Source organism: Acinetobacter sp. ANC 5054 (genome assembly GCF_002135295.1).
Classification (GTDB): domain Bacteria; phylum Pseudomonadota; class Gammaproteobacteria; order Pseudomonadales; family Moraxellaceae; genus Acinetobacter.
In genome coordinates this window covers 69,487-84,116 of record NZ_NEGG01000009.1, presented here as the reverse complement: position 1 = coordinate 84,116, position 14,630 = coordinate 69,487, and the positions used below count along the sequence as shown (strand labels likewise).

General features: G+C 40.1%; 6 protein-coding genes and 1 tRNA gene. 4 read left to right on the top strand and 3 right to left on the bottom strand.

Translation table 11 applies throughout. From position 1 onward, the window contains the following. Nucleotides 1-152 precede the first annotated feature (152 nt). From B9T33_RS10530 to B9T33_RS10520, 3 genes are all read left to right on the top strand, one after another. A complete protein-coding gene (locus B9T33_RS10530) occupies nt 153-1,652 on the top strand; it encodes a cation:proton antiporter (RefSeq protein ID WP_086178856.1) in 1,500 nt (499 codons plus the stop codon). A 367-nt stretch (nt 1,653-2,019) separates the two neighbouring features. Continuing rightward, on the top strand, nt 2,020-10,659 hold the full coding sequence (locus B9T33_RS10525; protein ID WP_086178855.1) for a BapA/Bap/LapF family large adhesin: 8,640 nt from the start codon (nt 2,020-2,022) through the stop codon (nt 10,657-10,659). An 89-nt stretch (nt 10,660-10,748) separates the two neighbouring features. After that, nucleotides 10,749-11,066, top strand: coding sequence for an MGMT family protein (locus B9T33_RS10520; RefSeq protein WP_086178854.1), 318 nt, complete (start codon nt 10,749-10,751; stop codon nt 11,064-11,066). A gap of 85 nt (nt 11,067-11,151) precedes the next feature. Here the strand turns inward: B9T33_RS10520 and B9T33_RS10515 are convergent, their stop codons facing one another. Then, a complete protein-coding gene (locus tag B9T33_RS10515; RefSeq protein ID WP_086178853.1) occupies nt 11,152-11,592 on the bottom strand; it encodes a universal stress protein in 441 nt (146 codons plus the stop codon). A 285-nt stretch (nt 11,593-11,877) separates the two neighbouring features. Continuing rightward, nucleotides 11,878-12,282, bottom strand: a complete 405-nt coding sequence (locus tag B9T33_RS10510) for a hypothetical protein (protein WP_086178852.1) — start codon at nt 12,280-12,282, stop codon at nt 11,878-11,880. A gap of 181 nt (nt 12,283-12,463) precedes the next feature. On the opposite strand from B9T33_RS10510, the gene B9T33_RS10505 reads away from it, so the two are divergent. Beyond that, nucleotides 12,464-12,540: transfer RNA gene (locus tag B9T33_RS10505), tRNA-Met, on the top strand. A gap of 248 nt (nt 12,541-12,788) precedes the next feature. Here B9T33_RS10505 and B9T33_RS10500 read toward each other — a convergent pair. After that, nucleotides 12,789-14,414 carry an NAD+ synthase gene (locus B9T33_RS10500; protein ID WP_086178851.1) on the bottom strand — a complete coding sequence of 542 codons (1,626 nt, stop codon included), beginning with the start codon at nt 14,412-14,414 and terminating at the stop codon, nt 12,789-12,791. Nucleotides 14,415-14,630 lie beyond the last annotated feature (216 nt).

Below are 14,630 nucleotides of genomic sequence, written 5' to 3'. Positions count from 1 at the left end.
TGATCGAATGTGCGAAAAAACTTAATCGATACATGTAATTTAGCAAAAACTAGTTAAAATATTTTGTTTTTGAATGCGCTTTGAAATAGCATTTATTTTAGAAATATCCATGTCTCATATGTAGGCGAAACAGCACCAAAATTGGGAACACAATGGGAAATTATTTTTTTCTTCAGGTTTTTACCGTCATTTTTGCACTTTCGATTGCAACTACAATTTTTAATAAACGAATATTAGGTTTTCCTCAAGCCATTGGTGTTCCAATTGTATCCGCTATTTTTGTCTTTATATTGCAGTGGGGGGCGAGTCTTTTAAACGGCAATCAATTTGTTACGATTAATTTACATAATATTGAAGAAGCTGTTCGGCACATTGATTTTTATGATTTTTTAATTAATGGTGTTATTTGTTTTATTTTGACCTCATCTGCGCTCAAATTTAAAGTTTCAGATTTAAGATTGCATTGGAAGCCAATCAGTATTTTAGCCAGTATTGCTTTAGTGCTCTGCGCGGGCTTCTTCGGTGTAGCATTGTATGGATACCAATTTTTAATTGGGCAACATGTTGACTTGCTTGTATTGCTTTTATTGGGTGCAGCACTTGGTGCGACCGACCCGATTGGGGTTAAAGGGGTGTTAAGTTCAGTTCGTGCACCGCATCATTTGATCGTTAAACTTGAAGGTGAGTCGTTGTTCAATGATGCCATGTGTATTGCCGTCTTTATGACATTGTTGAACGTGTTACAAGGCGAACACTTTACGCTTCTTGGTACATTGGAAACGTTGCTATATGAAATTGTAGTTGCGGTTATTATTGGTTGGGCATTTGGTCTTGGGGTTTTACGTTTACTTCGTGGTAAACATGAAATGGAATCTCTCATTTTAACCACGGCACTTCTGGCATGTGGTTCATATCTAGTGGCTTTATTTGCGCATGCTTCTGCACCAATTGCTTGCGTTATTGGTGGTTTGATTGTTGGTAATAAATGGAAAGAAATTTTACAAGATCGTGAAATTCGAGAAGTAAACCATTTTTGGCACACTGTCGAAGGAATCATTAACTCGTTCTTGTTCACTTTGATTGGTCTGGAACTCTTTATTCTAGATTTGAGTATTAGCCTGATCTTAGGCGGTATGGTGGCCTTTATTATTCTGCATGCATCACGATTTGCTGCAAATTATCTTTCTTTTGCTTTCTTCCCTAGTTTTCGTAACAAAAGCTATAACGGAAGTTTGGCGATCTTATCGTGGGGTGGTGTGCGTGGTGGTATTTCGCTGGCATTGATTTTGGCGGTTGCTAACATTCCAGAGCTGAGTGAATACAGTAGTATCTTAATTGGATATACCTTTATTGCGGTATTGATGTCAGGCCTAGTCTGTGGATTAGGTTTGCCTGCAGTAATGAATGCCTTTTATTACAACCCGAATGTGGAAACCAAGGGCTTTAAAGGTTGGTATCAACGTTTGTGCTATAAAATGAACAAAAAAGGTTTTCAATATATTGTGGGTGAAGATGTACATGGTAATGAGACGATTACGGTATATAACCCTGAAGCGTTGATAGATACCAAAGCGGATGACGGAGTTGCAGCTGTGCATAATCCTGAAAAAGTACAAGAAGTGCGTCGTTTAGAAAATCCAGAAAACTTCTAATCATAAATTTTTCAATTTTTATTTTTGAATGAAAAGAAATACTTCGGTATTTCTTTTTTTTTCCAAAAAGTCAGGAAATCTTAAGATTTTATATTTTTCAGAATTACAATTTTTTTGTGATTTTCATCACACAAATAAGTATTTGTTATTTATTGCTTAAAATTAAGAAACAAAAAATTTTGAATAATCAAAAATAATACAATATTCCAGCAATTGTGCAAAAAAAATACAAACTGTGATATAAAGCACACAATTAAAAATTAAGTTTTTAATGAATTGTATTTAAACGAATTATTAAACAAAGCAATTCACTAAAAAAATAAGAAAACACAAAAACGGCGCAATTCAAATAAAAGAGGTTCTACCTATGCCGCAAATTTCTGTAATTTCAAAAGAAAGCCATAAGGTTTTGGATCAAATTGAATCAAATCATGTTGGCTTAACAGAAAATTCTGTGATTGTTGTAAAAATTGCAAAGGAAGATGTTGCTTCAATTACCAAAAATGGTAACGATGCAATTATTACTTTAAAAAATGGGGAAATCATTACAGTTGAAAACTATTTTAATGCTGCGATGCCAGACAATAGTTTAGTTTTTGAAGATGATGATGGCACTTTATATTGGGCGAAATTTACAACGGCAAATGGTGATATTGCTGATGTGATTCAGTATCAACCTTTAGATGAAATTGAGCCGTTACTATACAATGATTCTTTAACGGGCGTGATTTTACCGTGGATTGCGGGTGCTGGTGGTGCAGGCTTATTGGGTGCCGCAATTGGTGGTGGCTCAGATTCTTCAAGCCATGATAAAGATACGACAAAACCAAATCCGCCAACGAACGTTGCGATAACAGATGACGGCTCACACGTTACAGGTAAAGGCGAAGCGGATACGACTGTCGAAGTCAAAGATAAAGATGGTGAAGTCATTGGTACAGGTACCGTTGATTCATCAGGCAATTTTGATGTTGAACTAAAAGAACCATTAACCAATGGCGAAACAGTTGAGGTTACCCTGACAGATAAAGAGGGTAATAAATCAGAACCAACCGAAGTAACTGCAAAAGACACAACCAAACCAGATGCACCAACTGACGTTGCGATAACAGATGATGGTTCACATGTTACGGGTAAAGGTGAAGCTGGTACGACTGTCGAAGTTAAAGATAAAAATGGTGAAGTGATTGGTACAGGTACCGTTGATTCATCAGGCAATTTTAACGTTGAACTAAAAGAGCCATTAACCAATGGCGAAACTGTTGACGTAACGTTGACAGATAAAGCAGGTAATGAATCTGCGCCTGTGGAAGCAACAGCAAAAGATACAATGAAGCCAGCAGCACCAGAAGCAACATTGAATGATGAAGGTATTGTCGTAACAGGTAAAACTGAAGCAGGCGCTAAAGTTGAAGTGCGTGATCCAGCTGGAAAATTGATTGGTTCAGGCACAGCCGACGCTTCAGGTAAATTTGAAATTGATGTTTCACCAGCAGTGATAGATGGTGAAACAGCCAATGTAACGGCAACTGATGCAGCAGCTAATACATCTGATCCAACTCAAGTTGTTGGTGGTAAAGACACCTTAAAACCAGATGCACCAACTGACGTTGCGATAACAGATGATGGTTCACACGTAACAGGTAAAGGTGAAGCAGGTACGACTGTCGAAGTTAAAGATAAAAATGGTGAAGTGATTGGTACAGGTACCGTTGATTCATCTGGCAATTTTGATGTTGAACTAAAAGAACCATTAACCAATGGCGAAACTGTAGACGTAACATTAACAGACAAAGCAGGTAATGAATCTGAGCCTGCAGAAGCAACAGCAAAAGACACCACTAAACCAGATGCACCAACTGACGTTACGATGACAGATGATGGTTCACACGTTACAGGTAAAGGTGAAGCAGGTACGACTGTCGAAGTCAAAGATAAAAATGGTGATGTCATTGGTACAGGTACCGTTGATTCATCAGGCAATTTTGATGTTGAACTAAAAGAACCATTAACCAATGGTGAAACTGTAGAAGTAACGTTGACAGACAAAGCAGGTAATGAATCTGAGCCAGCAGAAGCAACAGCAAAAGATACAACTAAGCCAGCAGCACCAGAAGCAACATTGAATGATGAAGGTACTGTCGTAACAGGTAAAACTGAAGCCGGTGCTAAAGTTGAAGTGCGTGATCCAGCTGGAAAATTGATTGGTTCAGGCACAGCCGATGCTTCTGGTCAGTTTGAAATCAAAGTTTCACCAGCAGTGACAGATGGTGAAATAGCCAAAGTAACGGCAACTGATGCAGCAGGTAATACATCTGACCCAACTCAAGTTGTTGGTGGTAAAGACACGATTAAACCAGAAATAAAAATTGATGATCTTGATTTAACAAATGATTCAATGCCTGAATTTAAGGGTACAACAGAGGCTGGTGCTACTGTAAATGTAGTTATTAAAGATAAAAATGGCGTTACTGTTGATCAAGGTCAGGCTAAAGTTATTGGTACTGATTGGACCTATACTTCGTCAAAAGCTTTGGTCGATGGTCAATATTCAGTTAAAGCCACAGCAACAGATGCGGCTGGAAATACTGCGGATGTTATTGATCCAGAGTTCACAATTGATGCAACAGCACCTATTGTGACGATCGATGAAACAGTAAAAATGGATGATAATGATCAGCAAAATTTTACTGGGACAATAAATGAAGACGCGAGTCTTCAAGTCACTGTTAAAGATTCATATGGTAATGACATCCCTGGTATAACTCAGGTTGAAAATGGTATTTGGACATTTAAACCTCAAGATAATTTGAGTCAGGGTGACTATAAAGTTACCGTTGTGGCTCAGGATGCTGCGGGTAATTCAACTTCTGTTTCAGAAACTGTAAATACCAAATTACCTTCGGTAGAAATTGATGACCTGTTCGGTACTGCAAATTTTGTCGCTGGCCTATCTCGTCTTAGCACTTTAAGTGTTCCGGCAAATGTGCCACAGACCAATCAAACGAAACCTTCATTCTCTGGTACATCGACCAAGAGTATAGAAGTCAATGTCTATATTCGTGATGCAAATAGTAAAATTATTGAATCTGGTTTAGCAAAATTAGATGCTGCAACAGGAAAATGGACTTATACACCTACCGTAGAGTTGGTGGAAGGTTATTACATTCTTGAAGCAATTTCTAAAGATGCAGCTGGAAATGTTAGTGCGCCTGCTTCAAAAGCATTTGTAATTGACACCACTGATCCAGTGATTGAAATTCAAGATACGGTTTTAACCAATGATGTTACTCCAGATGTTAAAGGTAAGACGGAAATTGGCTCAGCCGTTACAGTGACAGTAAAAAAACTGAATGGTGATGTCATTGAAACAGGTGCTGCCACTGTAGATGCAAAAGGTAACTGGACATATAACGTCAAAGCTAATTTAGCTGACGGCGATTATCAATTTTCTGCAAATGCTAAAGATAAAGCAGGTAATGTCAGTGATGCTGTTCAGTCGCAAGTAAGTGTGGATACTGTTGCACCGACCGCAGCGATAACCATTGCTGACAACGGTGCAGTGAAGATTAGCTTTAGCGAAAAAGTGCAAGGTTTTGATGCAGACGATGTCCAAGTAACAGGCGGTAAGATCAGCGGCTTAACACAACAAGCGGATGGCAGCTGGATCGGTCAAGTGGTTGCAAACGGTACAGATGGTAGCGTTGCAAGCGTGACACTTGATATTGCAGCGGGTAGTTATCGCGATGCGGCAGGTAATGCAGGTCAAGCCGCAACAGCAACACATAACGTTGCAAGCGTCGACAGTACAGCCCCAACTGCAACAATCACCATTGCGGACAACGGTACAGTGAAGATTAGCTTCAGTGAAAAAGTGCAAGGCTTTGATGCAGATGATGTTCAAGTGACAGGCGGTAAGATCATTGGCTTAACACAACAAGCGGATGGCAGCTGGATCGGTCAAGTGGTTGCAAACGGTACAGATGGTAGCGTGGCAAGTGTGACACTTGATATTGCAGCGGGCAGTTATCGCGATGCAGCAGACAACGCAGGTCAAGCCGCAACAGCAACACACAACGTCGCAAGCATTGACAGCACAGCACCAACCGCAACAATCAGCATTGCCGACACTGGTGCAGTGAAGATTAGCTTTAACGAAAAAGTGCAAGGCTTTGATGCAGACGATGTCCAAGTGACAGGTGGTAAGATCAGCGGCTTAACACAACAAGCAGATGGCAGCTGGATCGGTCAAGTGGTTGCAAACGGTACAGATGGTAGCGTTGCAAGTGTGACACTTGATATTGCAGCTGGCAGTTATCGCGATGCAGCAGACAATGCAGGTCAAGCCGCAACAGCAACACACAATGTTGCAAGCATCGACAGCACACCTCCAGCGCTAAGTATTCATGATCTTGACGTTACTAATGATTTGACCCCAACCATCAGTGGTGATGTTGAGATTGGCTCGTCAGTTTATGTTTACATCAAAAATGAGCTAGGCGAAGTCCAAATTGAAGGAAATGCTAGCGTATTTTCTAATGGAACATGGACATTTACGCCATCAACAGATTTATTTGATGGTCATTTCACTGTGGAGGCAGTTGCAAAAGATTCAGCAGGAAATGAAGCCTCAGCTACAGATGAATTTGAAATTAATACCATTCCACCGACGGTAGGAATTGATGATTTTGATTTTTTTGCAGCATCAGCTTTAGCACCCGTTGCTGCATTTGCAATGCGTGCGACTGTATTATCTGCACCGACCATTCCACAAACCAATAACAATAAGCAAACTTTCTCTGGGACATCGACAAAGAGTGTTGAAGTCAATATCAATCTTTATGACGCTGAAAATAAACTGATTGATTCAGGTAAGGCGCAACTAGATATGACAACTGGGAAATGGACATTTACACCTTCTATTACCTTGCCTGAAGGGTTGCTAACACTCGAAGCAATTTCAGTAGATGTTGCTGGAAATGTAAGTGCACCTTCGACAAAACAATTTATTGTAGATATCACACCACCATTGATTGATATTGAAGAAGTCGGTGTTATTAATGACCCTAGTGCAAGCTTTGGCGGTAAAACAGAAAAAGGTGCAACAGTTACAGTGAGCATTAAAGATGCTGCTGGTGCTGTGGTAGAAATAGGTAAAGCACTTGTTGATAGCTCAGGACATTGGTCATATCAAAGTACTTCAAACTTAAAAGATGGTGCTTATACTGTTGAAGCTGTAGCAAAAGATACAGCAGGAAATGTAAGTAAAACGGCCTCTACAACGACGACATTAGACAGTACAGCTCAAATTAGTATTTCTGTAGATGCCAACACAGATGGCACAGCAACGGTTAGAGGTAAAACTGAACCGGGAGCAACAGTTGAAATCACTACGCCAGATGGTCAAAAAATTCCTGCGATTGTCGATGCTGATGGTCAATTTAGTGCGACTATTCCAGCACCAGCGGCAGAAGGAACTTATACGGCAACAGCAAAAGATCCAGCAGGGAATACAGGTTCAGCAACTGCAGATTTAGATGATACAGTTGCACCAAAAGTTGAAGCGCTAGAAGTAGATGCGAACACAGATGGCACAGCAACGGTTACAGGTAAAACTGAACCGGGAGCGACAGTTGAAATCACTACGCCAGATGGTCAGAAAATTCCTGCGATCGTAGATGCTGATGGTCAGTTTAGTGCGATTGTTCCAGCACCAGCGGCAGAAGGAACTTATACGGCAACGGCAAAAGATCCAGCAGGGAATGCAGGTTCAGCAACGGTAGATTTAGATGATACAGTTGCACCAAAAGTTGAAGCTCTAGAAGTAGATGCCAACACTGATGGCACAGCAACCGTTACGGGTAAAACTGAACCGGGAGCGACAGTTGAAATCACTACGCCAGATGGTCAGAAAATTCCTGCAATTGTCGATGCTGATGGTCAGTTTAGTGCGACTGTTCCAGCAACAGCGGCAGAAGGAACTTATACTGCAACAGCAAAAGATCCAGCGGGGAATACAGGTTCAGCAACAGCAGATTTAGATGATACAGTTGCGCCAAAAGTTGAAGCTCTAGAAGTAGATGCAAACACAGATGGCACAGCAACGGTTACAGGTAAAACTGAACCGGGTGCGACAGTTGAAATCACTACGCCAGATGGTCAAAAAATTCCTGCGATTGTCGATGCGGATGGTCAGTTTAGTGCGACTGTTCCAGCAACAGCAGCGGAAGGTAACTATGTGGCGACAGCAACAGATAAAGCTGGAAACTTAGGTTATGCAAATGGCGATCTCAATGATAATTCTGTACCAGTATCACCAACTGCGGAAGTAAACCAAAAAGACGGTGCTACGGTCTTTGGTAAAGCACAGCCAGGTTCTGAAGTTACCGTGTATAGCCAAGATGGTAAACAGACTTTAGGCAATGCGGTTGCGGATGTAAACGGCAACTATAGTATTAACTTACAACCTGCATTGGTCGATGGTGAACACGTCAAAGTTACCGCTAAAGATGCAGGTGGTGAATCACCCGCTATGAATGCACAAGCACCAGATCTATTTGCACCAGATGCACCGAGTGCACAAGTCAATGCAACAGGAACCGCAGTCGAAGGGTTGACTGAGGCAAATGCGATTGTGACAGTTTATGGTGGCAGCAAAGGCACAACGCCTTTGGGTACAGCAATTGCTGACGCCAATGGTCACTACAACATTGCATTGGTTCCTGCACTAGTCGATGGTGAACAAGTTAAAGTGACTGCAAAAGATATGGGCGGTGAATCCCTAGCAACGCCAGCACTAGCGCCAGATCTTTATGCACCTGCAACACCTTTTGCGACTTTAAATAGTCAAGGTGCTGTCGTGACGGGTACTGCAGAAGCAGCATCGGACATCACAGTATATACCGCAGATGGTAAAACAGTCTTGGGAGTTGGTGTTGCAGATGCTGCTGGTAATTTCAGTATTACTTTGAAAACAGCGGTGACCGATGGGCAGCACATTTTGGTTACGGCTAAAGACGATGGTGGCGAATCTGCACCGAAAGAATTGATTGCTCCTTCAGTGAATATGTTTGCGGCTGACAATTTGGTTAATGCAGCAATCAATTTTGAATATCCAATTGAAGAAACCCGTAAAACTGAATTATTTAATGTTTTTGATTTAATTAATATTGGTTCTAAGGTACACACAGGTTACTTCAATATAGGTGATCAAGAAGTGGGTGAGGCGACTATCAGTGTGCATACAGGCTCATTGGTGAACCTATTTGATAAAGCTGAAATGCGTCTATATGTGAAAAATACAGATGGTTCATGGAAGCTTATTGCATCGAATAAAGACTATGGCTTACTTGATTTCTTAGGTATTTTTGGTGAAGCAACATCAGTTCGTGCGAAAAACTTACAGTCAGGTGAATATAAGTTTGAGTTCGTCGGTGGTTCTGCGATTGGTCTTGCGACCTCGGTATCGGCGAACCTTTCTCTGAAAGTATTTGATACTTCAGTCGACCCTGAAGTGAGTCATGTAGAGGAAGCAAAAGGCAATGTCATTACCGATAAAGATGCCATTTATGGTCAAGACGCTGTTCCAGAAGGATCTGTAGTCAATAGCGTTAATGGTAAAGCAGTTAATGGTGCGACAACGATTCAAGGTAATTACGGTACTTTAACCATTAATAAAGATGGCTCATACAGCTATAAACCAAAAGCAGATGTTACAGCCATTGGTAAAGCTGAAGTCTTCACCTATACCGTGCTTGATCCAGTAAGTGGTAAGGCCAGCAGTGCTGATCTCATTATTCATATTGGTACGCAAAGTGACTTGGCATTGAAATGGAACAACGCTGATCCAACAGAGCATGCTACGACAGTTGTGGCAACCAACAATGTTGATATCGTTGGATTTGATGCATCAAATGCTATTTCAGCTGGAAAATCATGTTCAATTAACTATAGCTGGACATTTGGTTTTGGTGGTACGAAATCGGGGACAACCAAAATTACAGTATCTGAAGGCACCATAGAAAATGTCAAAGTGGACTTTGGTTCTTCTCAGCTTATTTCGTTACTCGGTAATACCAAGATCAACGTGTATGACGAGAAAGGCAAACTGGTTGCAACTACAGGTGCTTCGACACTTGTTGATGTGATTGGCTTATTACCGAATGGAAATTCAGTGACTTTGACCGGTTTGAAAGCGGGAACATATACGATTCAAGCCGAAACTAATAAGGGCATCAGCTTCGCTGGCAGCGTTTCTGCGGTTATTTCACGTAGCATCATCGATCTAGATACATTTACGGTTAAATCTGTAGCCAATACAGAAACCAAAGGGAATCTGTTAACAGATAACGCAGGTTTTGGTGTGGATACGGTTGCTTCGAAATACACAGATTTATATGTGTCTAAGGACGGCGGCTTAAGCTTTACTCATGTAAGTTCGACTGGTACCACGATTACGGCTAAATATGGCGAAATGGTGGTGAAATCGGATGGTAGTTATACCTATAAGCTTACGGACAATAACCTGAGTGCTGGTGCGGCTGAACAATTCACCTATAAATTGGTTGCACCAAATGGTGATATTTCAGCAGCAACATTGACGATTAAAGCGGGTGTGAACTTCAGTGGTAGTGTAGGTGATGATGTCATGACCAGCAGTGCTGGAAATGATCAATTCACCACTAAAGCAGGAATTGATACCGTAATTTATAAAGTATTGAATCAAGCAGACGCTACGGGTGGCAATGGGCATGATACTTGGAATGACTTTAACAAAGCGGAAGGTGACAAGGTCGATATCAAAGCATTGCTACAAGGACAAAATGTTGATAAGAGCAACATTGATCAATTCGTGTCAGTGAAATCCGATGGTAAGGGTAATACGGTGATTAGTATTGACCGCGATGGCACAGGTACGAAGTTTGGTGACAAAGTCGAACTACTGACATTGAAAAATACAGATGTGACGCTGCAAGATTTGTTAGATCACAACCAATTACTGTACTAATAGCTAAAATCTTGTAAGACTAAAAGAGAAACTTCGGGTTCTCTTTTTTATGCTCATGCTTTTGCAATACAACTCAATAAGGACATGTTTTGAAAAAAAGTGATGAATTGGCAACACACATCCTTCAGGTTGTAGCGCTTATTCCATATGGCAAAGTCGCGACCTATGGTCAAATTGCGCAGCTTTCGGGTTTGCCTAAGCATGCAAGATTGGTTGGATATGTGCTGAAACATATGGATCAAGCAAACAATGTGCCTTGGCATCGCGTGATCAACGGACAAGGGAAAATTAGTACTGAGCAGTTAAAGGCTAATGGCGACAATATTCAACAAGATAAACTCGCTGCTGAGCAGGTTGTGGTTGTGAATGGTCGCATAAATTTAAAGCTGTATCAGTGGAAGCCCTAAGTAGTCAAAAATATATTATTAAAAAATTAAAGCCTTCTCGTAAGAAGGCTTTAAAACATCAATTAGTATTAAAATAGTGGCGTAATTATTTACGCACAACCAACACAGGAATATCAGAAGCGCTGAGTATGCTTTGTGCGACACTACCAAGGAAGAATTTTTTAATTCCTGTTCGACCATGTGAACCAATAATAACTAAATCTGCATTGGTTTCTTTTGCTGCATTCACCAGTTCAGTATGTACAACTTGTCCTTCAAGCAGGCGAGTTTCTACCGTTACACCTTCGACAGAAAACTTATCTTTCGCTTCTGCCAATGTATTTAAAATTGATGCGCGTGCACGTTCAATTAAATCGTTGGTCTGAGAAGCAGAAATGTATTCTGCGGCAATATATGGGTCAAGCGTTAGAACTTGAACCACCGTTATTTTGCTGCCAAAGGTTTTTGCAAATTCAACTGCTTTTGCAACTGCAGCATATGAAGTTTCTGAACCGTCGATTGGAACTAAAATATTATTTAAAGCCATTATATTTCTCCTTTTAGGATCAATTGAATCTATAAAAAAACAAAGAAAAAGCGATATAAAATATTGGTTATAGATTCATCATACGCTGTTTTTAAAATGAATAAAACCCAGTAAATTCATAAGGATAATATTCAAGTTTGTAAAATAAATCATATAAAATATATGTTTGTATTGAGTGAAACTAACAATGGCAAAATGCAATAAAGTTGTAAGTAATTTTAACGATAAAATTAAGAGATTAGGGGCAGAAGAGCACAACAAAAAGTTTTTGTCGTGCTCATCGATTTAGTCACATTGAATAGTGTTTGCATCTAGTTTGATTTGAGGTGCGGATTGCTCGAACTGCTGAAATTTAGCCCAGCTTGATTCATCAAATATATGCTGCTGTAACTGTTTAATTTTTTTGTCACTGACATGATTGATGTTGGCACAATGTATCGCGATTTGATTTTCTTTTGCCACACTAAAAACTGCATCGTGGTTATTTAAATCTAAGCGATACACTTTTTGTTGGGCTTTACTGATCTGTGCCAAACTACGTTTTTGCTGCATGGATAAAAAGGTTTGCTGATTAATCCATGTTGCCACATCACGTCGAACACCATTGTAATTTACAAAAATCGGCGACACCATTTGGCAACCTGTGAGGGCAATAAGGACAAAGCTGAAAGCAATATATATTTTTTTCATTGAATATGACTTCATTATAAAACTCTAATATTTAATCAAAAAATGTGAGAAATACGATAAAAATATCGAGATTTGATTAAATCTTATCATCTTAATGTGCACTTGTTTAAACTCTGAACAAATGTGCACAAAAATGCTTGACGATAATGTCGTAAATCTAGATAATGCCCCCACAGTTTAAGGCTATGTAGCTCAGTTGGTTAGAGCACCGCACTCATAATGCGGGGGTCACAAGTTCAAGTCTCGTCATAGCCACCATTTTTATAGACCAAGCTCTCAGCTTGGTCTCTTTTTTTGTGCCAAGAAAAGTTCCAAAGCAAATTCATTTCACGTTATTAATAAAACTATATTTGCAAAATCTTCCAATTTATTTCATTTAAGTTCTACTCAACAACTTCGTTTTTATTTGTGTATTTTTCAAAACTGACTATTTTTATTAAATTTTACTGATAAAAAAGCCCAGTCGTTGACTGAGCTTTTTTGTACTTCTATAGGCTTAGGGCAAATTAAACGCCAGGTTTCCAACCATTAACGATTGGGTAGCGACGTTCACGGCTATAAGCACGTGAGCTGATACGTGGGCCAATCGCACCTTGACGACGTTTGTATTCATTTAAGTCGACTAAGCGAATCACTTTCTTCACAACCTCAGCATCAAAGCCTTTGGCAATAATGTCGTCTTGGCTCATATCTTCTTCGATGTATGCATACAAGATTGCATCCAGTACTTCGTACTCAGGTAAAGAGTCTTGGTCTTTTTGATCTGGACGAAGTTCAGCTGAAGGTGGACGAGTAATCACACGCTCAGGAATAACCGGTTTATCTGCAATGCTGTTACGGTATTTCGCAAGTTCAAACACAATGGTTTTATACACATCTTTCAATACCGCATAACCACCAACCATGTCGCCGTATAGTGTGCAGTAACCTACAGAAAGTTCAGATTTGTTACCTGTAGAAAGCACAAGGTTGCCAAATTTATTTGAAAGCGCCATAAGCAGCGTGCCACGTGAGCGTGCTTGCAAGTTTTCTTCAGTTGCATCCGCAGGTGAGTCACCAAAGAATGGGAACAGCGTTTGCATAAAGCCATTTACGATTGGATTGATTTCGGCAATTCCGAAAGTAACACCCATGGTTTTCGCTTGTTCAGCGGCATCTTCAACACTGATTTGCGCCGTATAGGTATATGGCATCATAACGGCTTGGACTTTATCTGCACCAATCGCATCAGCAGCAATCGCCAAAGTTAATGCAGAGTCAATACCGCCAGATAAACCTAGAATGACACCAGGGAAACCTGAACGTTGAATATAATCACGTGTACCAACCACTAAGCTTTGGTAGATTTCAGCCATTGTGCCAAGTACAGGTGTAATCGCACCTTTTTTGAATGCTTTTTGTTCAGCATCATATTCTGCAATAAATACATCTTCAGCAAAGCTCGGTGCTTGAACAACGACTTCACCTGCATTGTTCATCACAAAGCTTGTGCCATCAAATACAAGATCGTCTTGACCACCCACTTGGTTACAGTAAACCAAGTTCATGTTTAATTGTTTGGTCAATGCAGACATGGTTTCAATACGGTGCTGCGGTTTACCTACTTCATAAGGTGAAGCATTTAAAACCAAAGCGGTTTCAACATTAAGCTGAGCCAATTGCTGAACAGTAGGAAGTGCCCAAACATCTTCGCAAATTAAAACACCAAATTTGTGACCAAGGTATTCAAATACCAAATGTTGATGGCCTTCGCTGAAATAGCGCTTTTCATCAAATACACTGTAGTTCGGTAGATTTTGCTTATTGTAGATCCCTAAAACTTGTCCATTTTTCATGACAGCAGCAGAGTTATAACGTTGACCATCTTCAGTTTGATTGACAAAACCAAAAACCAAAACGATATCTTTAATTGTCGCCAATTGTTCAAACGCTTGTTGCGTGCGTTTGTTTAAACTTGGACGTAGTAATAAATCTTCAGCAGGGTAGCCAACAGTCGAAAGTTCTGGGAAAACAATAATATCTGTGTTCTGTTCTTTTGCTGCATTTGCTTGTTGAAGCATTTTAGCTGCGTTTGATTCTAAGTTACCAATATGCGGAGAGAACTGGGCAAGTGCAATTTTAAAACTATTCATTCCAACTAAATCCTATTCCTATAGGTGAATACACTAAACACACTGATTTGTATTATTGTATTTATTCAGCGAGTGTATTTAGACACGAAAATACTGCCGAAAGGCGAAAACAAAACACCATCATCGTATGATAATCAAACCTATTTCTTGCAAGGCAAAAAATTCGGTAAGCTTATTTTATCTGAAATTAAGCGAGATACTAGAGTTATTCCAAGC